This is a genomic window from Aliirhizobium smilacinae, from assembly GCF_006335145.1.
GTDB classification, from domain to species: domain Bacteria; phylum Pseudomonadota; class Alphaproteobacteria; order Rhizobiales; family Rhizobiaceae; genus Neorhizobium; species Neorhizobium smilacinae.
Genome location: NZ_VDMN01000002.1, coordinates 765,744 through 783,502, shown reverse-complemented (window position 1 = coordinate 783,502; position 17,759 = coordinate 765,744). Strand labels below are relative to the sequence as shown.

Annotated in this window: 15 protein-coding genes; 10 read left to right on the top strand and 5 right to left on the bottom strand. The window is 60.6% G+C overall.

Annotated elements, in window-relative coordinates:
• Position 1: 1 nt before the first annotated feature.
• On the bottom strand, positions 2-1,801 hold the full coding sequence (locus FHP24_RS14345; RefSeq protein WP_139676985.1) for a sensor histidine kinase: 1,800 nt from the start codon (positions 1,799-1,801) through the stop codon (positions 2-4).
• A 252-nt stretch (positions 1,802-2,053) separates the two neighbouring features.
• Here FHP24_RS14345 and FHP24_RS14340 point away from each other — a divergent pair, with 252 nt between their 5' ends.
• A complete protein-coding gene (locus FHP24_RS14340) occupies positions 2,054-3,379 on the top strand; it encodes a dicarboxylate/amino acid:cation symporter (protein WP_139676861.1) in 1,326 nt (441 codons plus the stop codon).
• A gap of 82 nt (positions 3,380-3,461) precedes the next feature.
• On the opposite strand, the gene FHP24_RS14335 is transcribed toward FHP24_RS14340, so the two are convergent.
• Together FHP24_RS14335 and FHP24_RS14330 are read right to left on the bottom strand one after the other, a co-directional pair.
• The gene (locus tag FHP24_RS14335; RefSeq protein ID WP_139676860.1) at positions 3,462-4,580 is read right to left on the bottom strand and encodes a mandelate racemase/muconate lactonizing enzyme family protein; all 1,119 of its coding nucleotides are present in this window, start codon (positions 4,578-4,580) and stop codon (positions 3,462-3,464) included.
• A gap of 25 nt (positions 4,581-4,605) precedes the next feature.
• Positions 4,606-5,628 (bottom strand): GntR family transcriptional regulator, encoded by a 1,023-nt coding sequence (locus FHP24_RS14330; RefSeq protein ID WP_180355995.1) that lies wholly within the window; start codon positions 5,626-5,628, stop codon positions 4,606-4,608.
• Between the two features lie 117 nt (positions 5,629-5,745).
• Here FHP24_RS14330 and FHP24_RS14325 point away from each other — a divergent pair, with 117 nt between their 5' ends.
• The 9 genes from FHP24_RS14325 (at position 5,746) to FHP24_RS14285 (ending at position 15,466) form a co-directional block, all read left to right on the top strand.
• Entirely contained in the window at positions 5,746-6,804 is a 1,059-nt protein-coding gene (locus FHP24_RS14325) for an Ldh family oxidoreductase (RefSeq protein WP_139676858.1), read from the top strand.
• Between the two features lie 93 nt (positions 6,805-6,897).
• A complete protein-coding gene (locus FHP24_RS14320; protein ID WP_139676857.1) occupies positions 6,898-7,611 on the top strand; it encodes a FadR/GntR family transcriptional regulator in 714 nt (237 codons plus the stop codon).
• A 60-nt stretch (positions 7,612-7,671) separates the two neighbouring features.
• Positions 7,672-8,646, top strand: a complete 975-nt coding sequence (locus tag FHP24_RS14315; protein ID WP_139676856.1) for a sialic acid TRAP transporter substrate-binding protein SiaP — start codon at positions 7,672-7,674, stop codon at positions 8,644-8,646.
• Positions 8,647-8,704: 58 nt separating this feature from the next.
• Entirely contained in the window at positions 8,705-9,280 is a 576-nt protein-coding gene (locus FHP24_RS14310) for a TRAP transporter small permease (RefSeq protein ID WP_139676855.1), read from the top strand.
• A gap of 2 nt (positions 9,281-9,282) precedes the next feature.
• Positions 9,283-10,689 (top strand): TRAP transporter large permease, encoded by a 1,407-nt coding sequence (locus FHP24_RS14305; protein WP_139676854.1) that lies wholly within the window; start codon positions 9,283-9,285, stop codon positions 10,687-10,689.
• 61 nt (positions 10,690-10,750) lie between these two features.
• Positions 10,751-11,788 (top strand): L-idonate 5-dehydrogenase, encoded by a 1,038-nt coding sequence (locus FHP24_RS14300; protein WP_139676853.1) that lies wholly within the window; start codon positions 10,751-10,753, stop codon positions 11,786-11,788.
• 15 nt (positions 11,789-11,803) lie between these two features.
• Entirely contained in the window at positions 11,804-13,003 is a 1,200-nt protein-coding gene (gene uxuA / locus FHP24_RS14295) for a mannonate dehydratase (RefSeq protein ID WP_139676852.1), read from the top strand.
• Entirely contained in the window at positions 13,000-14,406 is a 1,407-nt protein-coding gene (locus FHP24_RS14290; protein ID WP_139676851.1) for a mannitol dehydrogenase family protein, read from the top strand. The genes uxuA and FHP24_RS14290 overlap by 4 nt, the downstream gene beginning before the upstream one ends.
• A 49-nt stretch (positions 14,407-14,455) precedes the next feature.
• Complete coding sequence (locus FHP24_RS14285; protein WP_139676850.1) at positions 14,456-15,466, top strand: zinc-binding alcohol dehydrogenase family protein; 1,011 nt, start codon at positions 14,456-14,458, stop codon at positions 15,464-15,466.
• 65 nt (positions 15,467-15,531) lie between these two features.
• Here FHP24_RS14285 and FHP24_RS14280 read toward each other — a convergent pair whose 3' ends face one another.
• Together FHP24_RS14280 and FHP24_RS14275 are read right to left on the bottom strand one after the other, a co-directional pair.
• Positions 15,532-16,821, bottom strand: a complete 1,290-nt coding sequence (locus FHP24_RS14280; RefSeq protein ID WP_139676849.1) for an L-fuconate dehydratase — start codon at positions 16,819-16,821, stop codon at positions 15,532-15,534.
• A 78-nt stretch (positions 16,822-16,899) separates the two neighbouring features.
• Positions 16,900-17,745 carry a fumarylacetoacetate hydrolase family protein gene (locus FHP24_RS14275; RefSeq protein WP_139676848.1) on the bottom strand — a complete coding sequence of 282 codons (846 nt, stop codon included), beginning with the start codon at positions 17,743-17,745 and terminating at the stop codon, positions 16,900-16,902.
• Positions 17,746-17,759: the final 14 nt, after the last annotated feature.

Below are 17,759 nucleotides of genomic sequence, written 5' to 3'. Positions count from 1 at the left end.
CTCAGGCCCTCTTCAGATGAACGGTAAATCGTGTCCCGGTCTCGCCGGTTTTCACATCAAGCTGGCCGCCGTAGTCCGCCACGATGTCCTTGCAGATGACCAGGCCGAGGCCCAGACCCTTGTCTTTCGACGAGTTGAACGGCTGGAACAGTTCCGCCAGAATGTCGGGCGCGATGCCCGGACCGTTATCGGCAACGCTGATTGTGACCGTCTCGCCCGTCACAAGTGTCGAAACGGAAACCCGCCCCGTTTCACGCCCTTCGACCGCTTCAAGCGCGTTCTGCAACAGATTGATGAATACCTGCTCCAGCCTCAAGCGACTCCCCTTAACCTCCAGATCCTCCGCGATCGGCTCGATATCGAGCATGTCCAGCGACCCGGTGAACCGGCTTTTCAACAGCATGACGGCGCCTTCGAACACTTCGCCAAGCGATACGGGCTCGGCTCCAGTGCGGCCGCGGCGCGCCAGCGCCTTGAGATCGTCGGTGATGGCACCGATCCGGTCGGTGAGCGTGGCGATGAGATCGAGATTTTCCTTCACCGGCTGTATCTGCTGCCGTTCAAGGAAAACCTTGGAATTGTCGGCATAGGCACGAATGGTGGCAACCGGCTGATTGATTTCGTGTGCGACGCCGGCGGCAACCTGTCCCAGGATAGCCAGCCGGTTGGCCTGAACCAGGTCCTGCTGCACCGCCTGCAGCTTGACCTCGGTCGATTTTCGAGTGGAAATCTCCGCCTGCAGGTTGTCGCGTGTCAGGCTGAGATCGCGCGTCCGTTCGTCGACACGTCGCTCGAGTTCTTCACGGGCAGCTTGGGCCCGCACGATCATCATCTGCGCCATCTGCCGACGGCGTATCCAGACGGCCGCAACGGCCAACAGCACAAAAAGCGCCAATGCACCGATCAGCCGGAATTCGCGCATATCGGCCGCAACCGGACCGTCGATCGGCAGCAGATACTGGAAATGCCAGCCTGTCGAGACGACCGGCACCGATATCTGCAGATAACGGATTTGCCCACCGCCCGGAAGCAGCACCCTTATAATGTCGGCATCCGGTGCCAGTGTCTCAAGCCTTGTCATCGGCAAGGGCAGAAGAGGGGCGTCACCGAACTGCAGACTTTCGCGAATGGACGACAGGCTCGATTGCGCTAGCGGCTCGGTGGTCATGAAACGCCAGGACGGTATGGTCGTGACCAGTACGACATGATTGTCGTCGGTCACGAAGGATGGCCGTTGCGTATCGCGCCAATCGGCCTCCAGCTGGTCGAATTCCATCTTGGCCACGACGACGCCGAGCGGCTTGTCCGCAGGGCCGACCCGGTAGGAGATATAGAGTCCCGGTCGATTGCTGACGGAACCAAGCGCAAAATGCTCCGCGCCGCCTTCGGACATGCCGCGGGAAAAATAGCTGCGGAACGTGTAATCGTTGCCGACAAAGCTTTTTTCTTCGCGCCAGTTGCTGGCCGAGACCGCGATACCATCAGCCGCGACGACATAAATCACCGCAGCCTTTGTCGGATCGATCAGGTTCTCCAGTTTGCGACTGAGGGCAATTCTTGCCGCCGGATCATCGCTGGAAAGTGCGTCCATAACATCGCGATCCTGCGCCAGAAGCAGAGGCAGCGCCCGCGGGCGCTCCAGAACAGCCCGCAGCAAAGCAACCTTCAGGCTCGCCTCTGTCCGGCCCTGCATGGACAGCGCCGAAAGGGCCGAGGCTCGTCCGTAAATACCCGCGACGTAGAATACGGCAGCGCAGGCGACAACACAGACCAGACCGAAAACGATCCAGGTTCGGCGCATTGCCGGCGAGTAAGCGATGACTTGACGTATTGGCACGAAAACAATTGAGCATAAATCCGCACCACACGCAAATCCATCCGTGCGGAAAATCGCTCAAATACTAACATAGAAATGACTAAACGCAATTTAAGCAATAGTAATCAAGACCTTATGTCGCAGGCGACAAACTGGCACGCCTCTTGCTGCCTTCGTTTCGACATCAATGCGCCCGGGAAGAGCCAGATCGTTGGTTGCGGCGCGATGGAGGACACTATGATTGAAGTACCCGCATCCACGCAGCCGCGTGCTCCCCTACCCTTCTATCGCCACCTCTATGTTCAGGTCATCGTCGCGATCATCGCCGGCATGCTGATCGGACATTACTGGCCCGATTTCGGCGCGAGCCTGAAGCCGCTTGGCGACGCATTCATCAAGCTGGTCAAGATGATTATCGCTCCGGTGATCTTCCTGACTGTTGCCACCGGCATCGCCGGCATGTCGGACCTGAAAAAGGTCGGGCGCGTCGCCGGCAAGGCGATGATCTACTTCCTGACATTCTCGACACTGGCCCTCATCGTCGGCCTCATCGTCGGCAACGTCTTGCAGCCCGGCGCCGGCATGAACATCGACCCGGCCTCGCTCGATGGCAAGGCTGTCGCCGCTTATGCCACCAAGGCGCATGAGACGACGATCACCGGCTTCCTAATGAACATCATCCCGGACACGATCGTCGGCGCTTTCGCCCAGGGCGACATTCTCCAGGTTCTGTTCTTCTCGGTCCTGTTCGGTATCGCTCTCGGCATGGTCGGCGAACGCGGCAAGCCGGTCACCGATTTCCTGACGGCGCTTACCGCTCCGGTGTTCCGTCTCGTCGCCATTCTGATGAAAGCCGCACCGATCGGCGCATTCGGCGCCATGGCCTTCACGATCGGCAAATACGGCATTGGCTCTGTCGCCAACCTCGCCTTCCTCATCCTCACCTTCTACATCACCGCAGTGCTCTTCGTTGTGGTCGTGCTGGGTGCCGTGGCGAAGTATAACGGCTTCTCCATCTTCGCCCTGCTCCGCTATATCAAGGAAGAACTGCTGCTCGTGCTCGGCACGTCTTCCTCGGAAGCAGCCCTGCCGAACCTGATGCAGAAGATGGAACGTGCCGGCTGCAAGCGCTCGGTTGTCGGCCTGGTCATTCCGACCGGTTATTCCTTCAACCTCGACGGCACCAACATCTACATGACGCTGGCGGCTTTGTTCATCGCCCAGGCTACCGGCATCGATCTGTCGCTCACCGACCAGATCCTGCTGTTGCTGGTCGCGATGCTGTCGTCCAAGGGTGCTGCTGGCATTACTGGCGCGGGCTTCATCACGCTGGCCGCCACGCTCTCGGTCGTTCCGTCGGTTCCGGTCGCCGGTATGGCGCTCATCCTCGGCATCGATCGTTTCATGTCGGAATGCCGCGCGCTGACCAACCTTGTCGGCAACGCCGTCGCCACCATCGTAGTCGCACGCTGGGAAGGCGAACTCGACAAGGACATGCTCGACGCTGCCCTGTCGTCGCGTACCAGCGACATCAAGACGGCGCAGTTGCAGCCGGCCGAATAAGCCTCCCAAGGCTTGGATGGGGCGCGAGCCCCTCCCTAATCTGCCGCCTCCGGGCGGCAGATCTGTTTTTGACCTCTGCTTGTCAGGCGAGACTTTTGCCGAACCGCGCAAAGCTTTCGGCCAGCACTGTCGTCCCGGCACCGGGTTGCTCAGGCCGTTTGTAGACACCGCCGACGACATCCGCCGGTTCCTCGAAGTGATCCTTGATCCAGGGGATATATTCGAGAATTGTCGAGGCCGGATGCCAATAGCTCAGATGCACATGCACCTGGCTCATCTCGCCGGCATGCGGCACGACCGGCAGGCGATGCGCCAGCGCCAGATCGGCGACCTGAATATATTCGGTAACACCGCCAAGGCGCGTCACGTCGGGCTGCACATAGGCAACCGCCCCGGCGCTGATGAAGCTGCGGAAGGCATCGACCGTATAGAGCTGCTCACCGAGCGCCACCGGAATGGTCGAGGATCGCGCGAGCAGCCTGTGGCTCTCGACATCGTCATACCACATCGGCTCCTCGAACCAGTAAATATCGAGATCACGGGCCTGTTCGCAAAAACGCTGGCAGGTCGGCAGGTCCCACTTGCCGTTTCCGTCGATAGCGATGCGGATATCCGCTCCCAGCCGCTTGCGAACCGATTCCAGCCGACGAACATCCACATTCGGATCGTCGTGACCGACCTTCAGCTTGATCCGGGTAAAACCATCCTGCTCGACCGCACGGGCTGAACCGGACAAAAGGTCGTCGAGCGAGAAGGACAGCCAGCCGATATCGGTATTATAGGCCTCCAGCCGTTCGGTTCTGGCACCACCGAGATAGGACCAGAGCGGCAGGCCGGCCTTCTTGCTCTTCAGGTCCCAGATCGCGACATCGACCGCGGCAAGCGCAAGATGGGTGATACCGGCCCGACCGACCCATTGCAGCGAAGGATGCCGGGCAAGCTTTGTCCAGATCCTCTGGTGGTCATTGGCATCCTCGCCGATCAGAAGTGGGGCATAGCAGTCGCGGATGCAGGCAGTGATCAGCCGGTCGGACGCAAGATGCGCATGGGTACCGGTAAAACCATAACCGGTCAGCCCATCCGTGGTGGTGATCGCCACGCCGACCACACCCCAATGGGTGATGCTGTGGGTCGAATCGGAGATCGACGCCGATGTCAGCGGCAGATGAAGGATGAATGGTTCCAGAGACTTGATCTTCAATGTCGGCTCCTCCCGATGATCGTTGTCACAGATTGAATTCAGCGTCGCCCAGACGCTCCAGATAGGGCACATTAGGCGGCGAAAGGTTGCGGGCGGCATTGGCGATGCGCAGCATCGCGCGATCCCGCGAAATTTTCAGATGGCTCGCCAGTGCCGCGCCGGCATCTTCAATCCGGCCAGCCATCAGGCGCTCGAAAACCTCGGCATGCTCCAGCAGAAACGGCTCGTCTTCGATGAACGGCGCCTTGGGCTGATAAAGGCGGTGATGAGCCACGAGGATCGCCTGCGGCAGGCTGATCGCCTGCATCAGGGGGGCGTTGTCGCAATGACCTAGCAACTGGCCGTGAAGCTGCTGTTCCACCGCATCCAGCATCGCGCCATCTGCTGCATCACCGGCTTCAATGGCGCTTTCCAGATCCCGCATCAAAACCGGCAGCAGGCTCTCCGGGAGCCGTCGAAAAGCCTGTTCGAGCGCAAGCGGTTCGAGCGTCCATCGCAATTCGTAGAGTTGGCTGACGTGCCTAGCGGTCAGTGCAGGCGCATGCCAGCGACCGGCATCATCCTTGCTGACGATGCCGCGCTGCTGCAATCTCGCCACCACCTCGCGGGCGACGGTGCGACTCACGCCAAAGGATTTCGCCAGCGCGACCTCATTGATGCGCCAGCTGGCGATCGACGTGCGCGATACGATGTTCATTTCCACCTGACGATAGATCAGTTCCCAGCTCGCTAGAAAATGAAGCTGAATATCCTCCTGGGTGGGCAGATAGGCGGGGCTGCCAGCTTCATGGCTTGCGGAACCGACTCCGGCGACGACCTGATATCCTCGCCCGCCTGATTTGCGAACGAGCCCCAGCGCCTCCAATTCCATCAATGCCTGTCGCGCCGGAGCCCTGCTGATCCCGAAACGTTTCGCAATAGCGGTTTCGTTCAGCCTTGCGGCGTCATGCCACCCACCCGAGCGGATTTCCGACGCGACCACTGCCAAAGCGCGCTGATAGAGCTTGGGAGAACGCCCCGGTACGGCATCACTCGGCTCCTCCGTCATGTCCCTGCCTCCCGAAGTGTCGCACCAGCGAAAATCGCAACCGACCGTCTTCATTCATTTGCATTCGCGGAAACGAATGTCTAGTGTACACAAAAGACATAATCTTGAGGAAATGCCATGGATGCCTCACATCAGACAGTCTCGCTTTCGGATCTCGACCGGTTTTGCCGCGACATTCTGAAAGGTTGCGGCGCGAATGAAGAGACCGCGAATGCAACGACGCGGGCCATGATGCATGCCACACGCTGCGGCGTGGATAGCCACGGCGTGCGGTTGCTGGCTCACTACGTCAAGGCTCTGGAAGGCGGCCGGCTCAACAAGACTCCGAACGTTCAGAAGGTGTCAGGCTTTGGAGCTGTCGAGACATTGGACGCGGATCACGCACAAGGTGCGGTCGGCGCTTATGCCGGGATGGATCGAGCGATAGACCTTGCGAAGAAATTCGGCATCGGCGCGGTCGGCATCCGCAACAATTCCCACTTTGGCGCTGCAGGCGCCTTTTCCATCGAGGCCGCAAGACAGGGGCTGATCGGCCTCTCGTTCTGCAACTCGGACAGCTTCGTCCGGCTCCATGACGGCGCCTCGCGCTTTCACGGCACCAATCCGATTTCGATGGCCGTTCCCGTCGCGGGTGACGACCCGTGGCTGCTCGACATGGCAACCAGCGCAGTCCCCTTTAACCGCGTGCTGCTCTACCGCAGCACAGGAACGCAACTTCCGCAGGGTGTCGCATCTGACGAAGCCGGCATCAATACGACCGACCCTAATCTCACCGAGATGCTTGCCCCTCTTGGCGACGCGTTCGGCTTCAAGGGCGCAGGCCTTGCCGGCATTGCAGAAATCTTCAGCGCCGTGCTCACGGGCATGCGCCTCAGCTTCGACATCCCTTCGATGATGGGAGAAGACATGCAGACGCCGCGCCAGCTCGGTGCCTTCGTCATCGCAATCCAGCCCGAGGCTTTTGTCGATAGGGCAACGTTCGAAGCCGGCATGCAGCGTTATGTGGAAACGCTGCGGACCTCGCCGGCCCGTGCCGAGGCGTTTGTCATGGCACCCGGCGATCGCGAATGGAAAGTCGCGGGACATCGCGAAGCCAACGGCGTCGAGCTCGATCCTGTCACGAGAGCAGCCTTTCTAGAGCTTTCCGGCGCCTATGGCGTCTCCATGCCGGCATGAACAAGTTTCTGGGAGGAACGCACTTGACGAATGATAATTGGTAAGACAATCTGACCACATGACGCGGGAGGAGAGACGCGTCAGGAGGTTTTCATGTTTGTCGCGCTTGAACCACGCCGGCTTTATCGCCAGGCCGCGGAACAGCTTCGTACGCTCATTCAGTCGGGAGAAATCCCGGTCGGAGAACGGCTGCCGGCCGAACGCGAGCTGGCCGAACGACTGGGCGTATCACGCCCTACCGTTCGAGAAGCCTTGATCGTTCTGGAGGTCGAAGGGCTTGTGCAGATCCGCATGGGCTCGGGCGTTTACGTGAACCGCAGAGTAGCCGGTGACACTAAAATCCTGGCCGCAGACGATAGCGAAGCTCCATTCGAAATTCTGCAGGCACGATGCATCATCGAAAGTGCAATTGCGGAAGAGGCCGCAAGGCATGTCGATGAAACCGGCATCCGAAGCCTCGACCTGATTCTTGAAGAGATGGAAGACGCGCTGGAAAACTCGGAGCGAGCCTTGGCGCTCGACCGGGCCTTCCATACGGCGATCGCCGATATCATCGGCAACTCGTCGCTGAATGTCTTTATCGGCCTGATCTACGACAAACGCTCTTCGCCCTTCTTCGAAAAGCTCGCGAGCTATTTCGAGGGGCCGCACACGTGGCGAGCGGCGCTGGAAGAACACAGGATCATCCGCAATGCTCTGGCAGCGCGGGATCCGGCAGCGGCACGCGAGGCGATGCGCATGCATCTGACGCTGTCGCAAAAGAGATTCTCGGAAAGCTTCGGAGAGGAGCCGACGAGAGAGGAGTGATCGAGACCGCGAGGAGGCGGCCGGTCAGGGAGTAATCTGAACGCAATTCGGGAGGACAGAATGAGTTCGAGATTGAAGACACTGCTCGGTGCAGCGGCTATCGTCGTGGCGTCGGCATTGACCGCGCATGCGGAAACCACCTTGAAATGGGCGCATGTCTACGAGACATCCGAACCCTTCCACACGGAATCGGTCTGGGCGGCTCAGGAGATCGCCAAGCGCACCAATGGACGTTACAAGATCGACGTCTATCCAGCTTCCCAGCTCGGCAAGGAAGCCGATATCAACCAGGGCCTGAAGCTCGGCACCGTCGACATGATCATCTCGGGCTCCAGCTTCGCGGCCCGCGATTTCAAGCCGATCGGCGTCACCTATTTCCCCTATATCTTCCGTGACCCGAGCCACCTGATCGCCTACACGAAGAGCGACGTGTTCAAGCGCCTCGCCAAGGGCTACGAGGACAAGACCGGCAACGTCATCACCGCCGTCAGCTATTACGGCACGCGCCACACGACATCCAACACCGCCATCACCAAATGCTCCGATCTGAAGGGCGTGAAGATGCGCGTGCCGGATGTTCCGGCCTATCTCGCCATGCCACGCGCCTGCGGTGCCAACACTACGCCGATCGCCTTTGCAGAAGTCTATCTCGCCCTGCAGAACGGCACGGTTGACGCGCAGGAAAACCCGCTGACCACGATCGAAGCCAAGAAGTTCTTCGAAGTGCAGAAGAACATCGTGCTTTCCGGCCATATCGTCGACCACCTCAACACCGTCATCTCCAAGAGCCGCTGGGCAAGCCTGTCGGATGAAGACAAGACGATCTTCCGCGAAGTCATGCAGGAAGCTGCAGCGAAAACCACGAAGATCATCGAGGACCGCGAAAAAGCATTGGTCGACGATTTCAAGAAGCGCGGCCTGAATGTCGTCGAAGTCGACAAGGCCGATTTTGAGAAGAACGTTCTCGAGAAGGTGAAGTTCGAGGACTTCGGCTACGAAAAGTCCGATTGGGAAGCGATCCGCGCCATCCAATGATCCCGTTCGGCGCGGTCGACAAAAGACCGCGCCGGCTTCTCTTGAATGGGACACACTCATGTCGACAGCACCGGAAATTCACACTCAGGTCACTCCTGAGGAGCTAGCGCATACCTTCGACGAGGCCCCGGTCGACGTCGATCTCAAGATTTACGCCTTCGAAGACTGGATCACGCTCGGCCTCTTCTGGCTGATGACGGGCTGCGTCTTCCTGCAATTCTTTACCCGCTACGTCCTCAACGACAGTTATGCCTGGACCGAGGAAATCGCCGTCAACTGCCTGATCGGCGTGGTCTTTCTGGGCTCCGTCATGTGTGTGCGGATGTCGCGCCACATCCAGGTGGACGTGCTTTATCACTATCTTCCCGCGCGCCTGACCCGCGTGATGGCGACCCTTGTCGATATAATCCGCATCTCTTTCTTCACCTACGGCTCGTGGCTGATGTGGCGTTATATGGAAGTCGTCGCGGGTGAGGAAATGGTCACTGTCGATCTCCCTCGCGACATCGTCTTCTACTCTGTTCTGGTGGCATTCGTCCTGATGCTGCTGCGTTCCATCCAGGTCTTCGTTGCCAATATGCGCCGTGGTTATTCGGTGCTTGAGCGGCCCGAAGCCTTCCAGAGCGAGGGCTGAACATGCTGCTGCTTATTGGATCCTTTCTGGCGCTGATGCTGCTCGGCGTCCCCGTTGCCGTATCTATGGCGACATCGTCGCTCGCCTATATCGTCATCTACGGCGTCGCCCCTGACATCATCGCCGCCCAGCGCATGATCGCCGGCGTCGAGAGCTTTCCGCTTCTTGCCGTCCCCTTCTTCATCCTTGCCGGCAACCTGATGAACGTCGCAGGCGTCACCGGCCGCATCTACTCCTTCGCAGTCGCGCTCGTCGGCTGGATGAAGGGCGGTCTGGCGCAGGTCAACATCATCGGCTCGGTGGTCTTTTCCGGCATGTCAGGCACGGCGCTTGCCGATGCGGCCGGCATCGGCACGATCGAAATCAAGGCGATGAAGGACCACGGTTATCCGGTAGAGGCCGCAGTTGGCGTCACCGCCGCTTCGGCTACGCTTGGGCCGATCTTCCCGCCGTCGCTGCCCTTCGTCATCTACGGCATGATGGCAAACGTCTCGATCGGCGCGCTGTTCATGGCCGGCATCATCCCGGGCGTCGTCATGACAGTCCTGATGATGATTACGGTCGCCGTCTTCGCCTATGTCAAGCGTTGGGGTTCGGACACGCCGTTCAGCCTGAAGACAATCTTCGGAGCATCTCTGGAAGTCATCGTCGTGATGATGGTGCCGCTCGGCATCTATCTGCTGACACTGTTCGGCCTGTCGCTCAATCTCGCGGTCGGGATTGCGCTGGTCGTGCTGATTGCCTGCGACTGGTATTTCGACTTCTCGGCCGTGATGGCGCTGATGACCCCGGTCATCCTGATCGGCGGCATGACGATGGGCTGGTTCACGCCGACGGAAGCCGCCGTCGCAGCCGTGCTGTGGTCGCTGTTCCTCGGTCTCGTCCGGTATCGTACGATGACCTTCAGAAGCCTCGCAAAAGCGACGATGGATACGGTCGAGACCACGGCTTCGGTCCTGTTCATCGTCGCTGCAGCTTCGGTCTTCGCCTGGTTGCTGACGGTCAGCCAGACAGCACAGCTGCTTTCGACGGCCATTACCGGCCTTACCGACAGCAAGTGGGTCTTCCTAATCCTTGTCAACCTGCTGATGCTCTTCGTCGGCTGCTTCCTCGATACGATCGCGGCAATCACCATCCTTGTGCCGATCCTGCTGCCTCTCGTGCTGCAGTTCGACATCGATCCGGTGCATTTCGGCCTGATCATGACGCTGAACCTGATGATCGGCCTGCTCCATCCGCCGCTTGGCATGGTGCTCTTCGTCCTCTCGCGCGTCGCCAAACTGTCGGTGGAGCGCACGACGATCGCCATCCTGCCCTGGCTGGTGCCGCTTTTCGTTGCGCTGATCATCATCACCTTCGTCCCAGCCGTCACGCTCTGGCTGCCGACCGAAATGGGTCTGATCCGCTAAGAATTCGGCCTGCGCCGGCTGACGGCGCAGGCATTCCATTCCCAATCGAAGGCATGACACCATGTTGACGAAGATCGTTCGTCTTTACGGCAAACAGGACCTGAAGGTCGAAACGCAGGAATGCCCCGAACCCGCCGCTGGCGAGGTCCGGCTGAAAATGGCCTGGGGCGGCATCTGCGGCTCCGACCTCCACTACTTTCAGGATGGCGGTTTCGGCCCGGTCAGGGTGCGCGAACCGATTATCAGTGGCCACGAAGCTTCCGGCTTCATCGAGGCGGTAGGTACCGGCGTTACCGGACTTGCACCCGGCACACTCGTCGCCGTCAACCCGTCTCAGCCCTGTGGCCATTGCCACTATTGCAAGATCGGCCAACCGATCCATTGCCTCGACATGAAATTCATGGGATCGGCCATGCGCCTTCCCCATGAACAGGGCATGTTCCGCGAACGGCTGATCGTTCCAGCGATCCAGTGCTTTCCGATCGAAGGCGATGCGTCTGCCGCAGAAGCGGCTTGTGCCGAGCCGCTTGCCGTCTGCCTTCATGCGGTTGCCCAGGCCGGTGATCTTTCCGGCAAGACTATTCTCGTCACCGGCGCCGGACCGATCGGCCTGCTGGTTGTCGCAGCTGCCCGTCACGCGGGTGCTGCGCGGATAACCGTCACCGACCTTGCCGATGCAGCCCTGTCGCGCGGCCCGGCCATGGGCGCGGACGAGACCATCAACGTTTCGAAGCCCGATGCGCTTTCCCCCTATCAGAAGGACAAGGGAACGTTCGATATCGTATTCGAATGCTCGGCTGCCGGCCCCGCTCTTGTCTCAGCATTCCAGTGCGTCAAACCACGCGGCACCATCGTGCAGGTCGGCGTCACCGGTGAACTGTCCGTCCCGGTCAACATGCTGGTCGGCAAGGAGATCGTCTGGCGCGGCTCGCAACGGTTCCACGCGGAATTCGCCCGGGCGGTCGAACTGATCGGCAGCCGCGCGATCGATGTCCGACCGATCCTTTCCCACACATTCCCGATCGATGAGGCGCTCGAAGCCTTCCAGCAGGCAGGCGACCGCACCGCCGCCTGCAAGGTGCAGATCGCTCTCGGCTAATTCAAAGGAAGACATATGCGACACACATGGCGATGGTTCGGACCGGTCGACAAGGTCACAGTGAGAGATGCCGCCCAGGCAGGTGCCGAGGGTATAGTCAGCGCCCTGCACCACATCCCGACAGGTGCAGTCTGGCCGGCTGACGAGATCGAAAAACGCCACGACCAGATCCGCTCAGGCGGCCTCTTCTGGGACGTGGTGGAAAGCGTGCCCGTCTCCGAAGATATCAAGACCCAGACCGGCGACTGGCGCGAGCATGTCACCAACTGGCAGGAAAGCCTGCGTCGCCTGTCAGCCTCCGGTATCAGGACGGTTTGCTACAATTTCATGCCCGTCCTCGACTGGACCCGCACCGATCTACGCTGGGAAACACGCCATGGCGCCAAGGCCATGCGCTTCGACCTCACCGATTTCATCGCCTTCGACATCCACATCCTGAAACGGCCGGGAGCAGCAGGCGATTATCCCGAAAGGCTTCAGGACGAAGCCGCGAAGCGTTTTTCCACGCTGGACGATGCGCGGATCGCAGCGCTTGGCAAAAATATCGGCGCTGGCCTGCCGGGTTCGGCGGATGGCTACACACTGGCGCAACTGCTCGAGAAGCTGCGCACCTATCACGGCATCGACCGCGCCCGACTGCAGGCGAACCTCATCGATTTCCTCACCGAAGTCGTGCCGGTCGCCGAAGAGGTCGGCATCAACATCTGCGCCCATCCGGATGATCCGCCGTGGCCGCTACTCGGCCTGCCGCGTATTCTCTCCACCGAAGACGATTACGCCCACATGCTTGCTCAAGTGGATAGCCGCGCCAATGGCGTGACGCTGTGCTCCGGTTCTCTCGGCGCTCGTGCCGACAATGATCTGGCCGCGATTGCCACCCGTTTTGCCGACCGGATCCATTTCGTCCACCTGCGCAATGTCACCCGCGACGACGACAGCCTGCCCTGCTCCTTCTTCGAGGACGAACATCTGGAAGGCGGCACCGACATGGTGGCGGTGATCGCCGCATTGCTGACGGAAGAAAAACGACGCAAAGCCGAAGGCCGGGAAGATCACCAGATCCCCATGCGCCCCGACCACGGCCAGGAAATTCTCGACGATTTGTCACGCGGCGCCCAGCCCGGTTATCCGGCCATCGGCCGCTCGAAGGGGCTGGCCGAACTGCGTGGCATCGAACGGGCGTTAAGCCACGCTCAATATGGATTGCGCCTATGAGCTCGCATCTTTCCGCCGAAACCAAACTTCCGTCATCCGTCGCGATGCCGGGATATGACCGTAACGACCTGCATCCGGGCATCCTGCATTTCGGCCTCGGTGCCTTCCACCGCGCGCATCAGGGCATCCATACCCAGCGGGCGCTGCAGAGCGAATTCGGCCCCTGGGGCATCGTCGCCGTCAACCTGCGTTCACCCGAACCGGTCGAAGCATTGGCGGCTCAGGACGGTCTCTATTCGATCACCGTGCGCGACAGCGACGGCGAAACGAGCGAAGTGGTCGGCGCCACCGTCGACTGGCTCTGCGCTGCGACAGATAGGGAGCGTGTGCTCACCTATCTCGCCAGCCCTTTCATCCATATCGTCACCCTGACCGTCTCGGAAAAGGCTTACGGCCTGCACCCTTCGACCGGCGGCCTCGACGAGACGCACCCCGGCATCGCTAACGACCTGGCCAATCCCGACGCTCCGGTCGGCGCAGTCGGTTATCTCGTCGCCGGCCTCGCCTCGCGCCGCGACAAGGGCATGCGCCCCTTCACCATCCTCTGCTGCGACAACCTTCCGTCCAACGGCAAGGTCGTGCGGCGGCTGGTGTTGGACATGGCCGAACGGCGCGATGCTGAACTGGCGAAATGGATCCGCGAAGAAGTCACCTTCCCCTCCTCCATGGTCGACCGCATCGTGCCCGCAGCGACCGATGACAGCCGAACCCGCGCCAAAAGCCTGCTCGGTGTGGAGGATATGCTCGCGCTCGACACCGAACCCTTCATGCAATGGGTGATCGAGGACGCGTTCGTTTCCGGCCGTCCAGCCTGGGAGGCAGGCGGCGCGTTGTTCGTCGAGAACGTCGAACCCTATGAGAAGATGAAGCTACGTCTGCTCAACGGCTCGCACACGATGATCGCCCATCTCGGCCTGCTCAAGGGACTGGAATGCGTGCGTGACGTGATGGCCGTGCCGGAATTCGTAGCGATGACCAAGGATCACATGCGGGCAGCCGCTGCGACGCTCGACCCCGTCCCCGGCATTGATCTCGATTTCTACATGAACCAGTTGATCGAGCGTTTCAGCAACCGCGCCATCGCCCATCGCAATATCCAGATCGCCATGGATTCAAGCCAGAAATTGCCGCAGCGCATCTTCTCGCCGGCAATCGAAGCCCTGGCCAATGGATCGGATGGTGGAAGTTTCGCCCGTGTCGTCGGCCTCTGGATCGCAGCCTTGATCCGCTTCAACGATTGCAATGATCCGCGCAGAGACGAACTGCTGAACGCCGCGCGCACAGCAGATGCGCGGGATTACACGGCGAGCTTCGTCGCCATCGATGGCCTCATTCCTCCGCAGCTTGCCCAATCCCGCGCTTGGCGCGATCTCGTCAGTCGCGAGGTGGCGGCATGGCTTTGATATCCACATTTCACAGCAAGACACCCCGATTTAATTGCAGGAGTTCATCATGAAGGCGCTCGTCTGTATCGAGCCCGGCCGTCTCGCGCTTGAGGATCGTACCGACCCGGTGCGCGCAGAGGGCGAGGTCAAGGTCCGTATCCGCCATGTCGGTATCTGCGGCACGGATTTTCACATATTCGGCGGCAAGCATCCGTTTCTCGAATACCCGCGCGTGATGGGCCACGAGCTTTCCGGCACGGTCGAGGAAGCGCCCTCGGGCAGCAGCCTGAAATCGGGCCAGCCCGTCTATATCGTTCCCTATCTCTCCTGCGGCACCTGCCAGGCCTGCCGCCGAGGCATTACCAATGCCTGCCGCAATATCGAAGTGCTCGGCGTCCATCGCGACGGCGGCATGGCGGAATATGTCTGCGTTCCGGAGAGCAACGTCATTCCAACCGGAAACATTCCGCTGGAAGACGCCGCAATGATCGAGTTTCTGGCGATCGGCGCCCATGGCGTGAAGCGCGGCGCGATTACCGCCGAAGACCGTGTTCTCGTCACCGGTTCAGGCCCGATCGGCATGTCGGCGATCATTTTTGCCAAAGCCCGCGGCGCGCATGTCACGGTCATGGATACCCGCGAGGACCGCCTCGCCTTCGCCGTCGAAAAGCTCGGCGCCGACGAAACGATCTTCGCCGATGCCGATGCGGAACAGACGGCAGAACGGCAGACCGGCGGTGAATGGTATGATGTCGTCATCGACGCCACTGGCAACGCCATTCCGATGCAGCGCGGTTTCAACTTCCTCGCCCATGGCGCGCGTTACGTGCTGCTCTCGGTCGTGAGACAGGACATCACCTTCTCCGACCCGGAATTTCACAAGCGCGAGGCAACACTGATCGCCAGCCGCAACGCCCAGCCGGATGATTTCGCCGAGGTCGTCCGCCAGATCGAGGCAGGCCGCGTGCCGACCCGGGCACTCAACACCCACCGTGCACCGCTTGCCGATGCCGTCCATCTGTTTTCCGAATGGTTCAAACCGGAAGCCGGCGTGATCAAGGCCATTCTGGACGTTTGAAACTTCTCCCTCCAACAGAAAAGGCGCTGGTAAGGCGCCTTTTTCGTATATCCATTTCGGGTTGCTCAGGCCGCCTTTGGCCTTCCGAACTGATAGGCCTCGATCGATTGCGGCTTCATCTCGATCGAGAAGCCCGGCCGCGTCGGCGGCATATAGGCAGCATTCTTTATGATGCAGGGGTCGATGAAATGTTCGTGCAGATGGTCAACATATTCGATCACGCGGCCTTCCTTCGTCCCCGAGACGGCGATGTAGTCGATCATCGACAGGTGCTGCACATATTCGCACAGGCCCACGCCGCCGGCATGCGGCCAGACCGCCTTGCCGTATTTGGCTGCGATCAGCAGTACCGCCAGAACTTCGTTCAAGCCTCCCATTCGGCAGGCATCGATCTGCACGATGTCGATCGCGCCTTCGGCGATAAACTGCTTGAACATGATGCGGTTCTGGCACATTTCGCCGGTCGCGACCTTCACCGGCGCAATCGCCTCGCGAATTTTCTTGTGGCCGGCAATGTCGTCCGGGCTGGTCGGCTCCTCGATGAAGAAGGGATTGGCGAAGGAGAGTGCCTTCACCCAGTCGATCGCCTGGTTCACATCCCAGACCTGGTTGGCATCGATCATCATGTAACGATCCGGGCCGATCACCTCGCGGCAAATGGTGAGCCTGCGGATATCGTCCTCCAGATCACGGCCGACCTTCATCTTCACATGGCTGAAGCCGGCATCGACCGCTTCCTGCGCCAGGCGCCGCAGCTTGTCGTCGGGATAACCGAGCCAGCCGGCGGATGTCGTATAGCAGGCGTAACCTTCGTTTTCTAGGATGGCGACGCGCTCCGCCTTGCCGCTTTCGGCCTTGCGCAGGATGTCGATCGCCTCGTCGCGGGTGAGCGCATCCGTCAGGTAACGATAGTCGACGATGTCGGCGATCTCTTCCGGAGACATGGTGGAGACGAATTTCCACACCGGCATGCCCGCTTCCTTGGCAAGCGCATCCCAGAGCGCGTTGACCACGGCGCCAGTCGCCAGATGCATGGCGCCCTTATCCGGCCCGATCCAGCGCAACTGGCTGTCGCCGGTCAGGTGCCGCCAGAACTTTCCGGGCGCCGCGCGCATTTCCGCCAGATCCTTGCCGACCACCAGATGGCGCATCGCCTCGATCGCCATGCAGCAAATGTCGTTGCCGCGGCCGATGGTGAAGGTCAGGCCATGGCCGGAAATGCCCTCGCGGTCGGTTTCGAGGATGACATAGGCGGCCGAATAATCCGGATCGGGGTTCATCGCATCCGACCCGTCGAGGCTTGCCGAAGTCGGAAAGCGCAGGTCGAAAACACGAAGATTGGTGATGCGGGTCATGGTCTGCGGCCTCCTCTGCCGGCGAATGTCTGGTGAAATCGGCGCGCCAGCCTCCTGCCAGTGCGCCGATCGATTGGCTTAGATGTCGGCCTGGAAGGTCTGCTTCTGGGTGCCGAGGCCTTCGATGCCCAGTTCGACGACATCGCCGGGCTTCAGGTAACGTGGCGGCTTGAGGCCCATGCCGACGCCCGGAGGCGTGCCGGTGGAGATCACATCGCCCGGATGCAGCGACATGAACTGCGACAGGTAGGACACGAGGAAGGAGACGCCGTAGACCATGGTCTTGGACGAACCGTCCTGCATCTTCTCGCCGTTGACCGTCAGCCACATGCCGAGGTTCTGCGGGTCCGGAACCTCGTCCTTGGTGACGAGCCAGGGCCCCATCGGGCCGAACGTGTCGCAGGACTTGCCCTTGGTCCACTGGCCCGAGCGTTCCGTCTGGAAGGCGCGTTCGGAGACGTCGTTGGTGACGCAATAACCGGCGACATAATCAAGCGCGTCGGCTTCGCTCACATATTTGGCGGTCTTGCCGATGACTACGGCGAGCTCGACCTCCCAGTCGGTCTTTTCAGAGCCGCGCGGAATGGTGACGTCGTCATTCGGGCCGACGATGGCCGACGAGGCCTTCATGAAGATGATCGGTTCCGGCGGCACGGTCGCGCCGGTCTCGGCAGCATGGTCGGAATAGTTGAGACCGATGCAGATGAACTTGCCGGTGCCGGCAACGCAGGGGCCAAGACGCGGCGAACCTTCGACCAGCGGCAGGCTGTTGAGATCGATCGCGCCGAGCTTGGCCAGCGCATCGGGGGCCAGTGCCACGCCCGAGAGGTCGGTGACGTGGGCAGACAGATCGCGGATCTTGCCGTCGGCATCGACGATTGCGGGCTTTTCCGCACCGGGTGCGCCATAACGGAGGAATTTCATGGAGATAGTCCTTT

Excerpts from the sequence above, each read along its gene's own strand:
- FHP24_RS14345 (WP_139676985.1), bottom strand. The coding sequence starts at position 1,801 with ATGCGCCGAACCTGGATCGTTTTCGGTCTGGTCTGTGTTGTCGCCTGC.
- FHP24_RS14340 (WP_139676861.1), top strand. The coding sequence starts at position 2,054 with ATGATTGAAGTACCCGCATCCACGCAGCCGCGTGCTCCCCTACCCTTC.
- FHP24_RS14330 (WP_180355995.1), bottom strand. The coding sequence starts at position 5,628 with ATGACGGAGGAGCCGAGTGATGCCGTACCGGGGCGTTCTCCCAAGCTC.
- FHP24_RS14325 (WP_139676858.1), top strand. The coding sequence starts at position 5,746 with ATGGATGCCTCACATCAGACAGTCTCGCTTTCGGATCTCGACCGGTTT.
- FHP24_RS14320 (WP_139676857.1), top strand. The coding sequence starts at position 6,898 with ATGTTTGTCGCGCTTGAACCACGCCGGCTTTATCGCCAGGCCGCGGAA.
- FHP24_RS14315 (WP_139676856.1), top strand. The coding sequence starts at position 7,672 with ATGAGTTCGAGATTGAAGACACTGCTCGGTGCAGCGGCTATCGTCGTG.
- FHP24_RS14310 (WP_139676855.1), top strand. The coding sequence starts at position 8,705 with ATGTCGACAGCACCGGAAATTCACACTCAGGTCACTCCTGAGGAGCTA.
- FHP24_RS14305 (WP_139676854.1), top strand. The coding sequence starts at position 9,283 with ATGCTGCTGCTTATTGGATCCTTTCTGGCGCTGATGCTGCTCGGCGTC.
- FHP24_RS14300 (WP_139676853.1), top strand. The coding sequence starts at position 10,751 with ATGTTGACGAAGATCGTTCGTCTTTACGGCAAACAGGACCTGAAGGTC.
- uxuA (WP_139676852.1), top strand. The coding sequence starts at position 11,804 with ATGCGACACACATGGCGATGGTTCGGACCGGTCGACAAGGTCACAGTG.
- FHP24_RS14290 (WP_139676851.1), top strand. The coding sequence starts at position 13,000 with ATGAGCTCGCATCTTTCCGCCGAAACCAAACTTCCGTCATCCGTCGCG.
- FHP24_RS14285 (WP_139676850.1), top strand. The coding sequence starts at position 14,456 with ATGAAGGCGCTCGTCTGTATCGAGCCCGGCCGTCTCGCGCTTGAGGAT.
- FHP24_RS14280 (WP_139676849.1), bottom strand. The coding sequence starts at position 16,821 with ATGACCCGCATCACCAATCTTCGTGTTTTCGACCTGCGCTTTCCGACT.
- FHP24_RS14275 (WP_139676848.1), bottom strand. The coding sequence starts at position 17,745 with ATGAAATTCCTCCGTTATGGCGCACCCGGTGCGGAAAAGCCCGCAATC.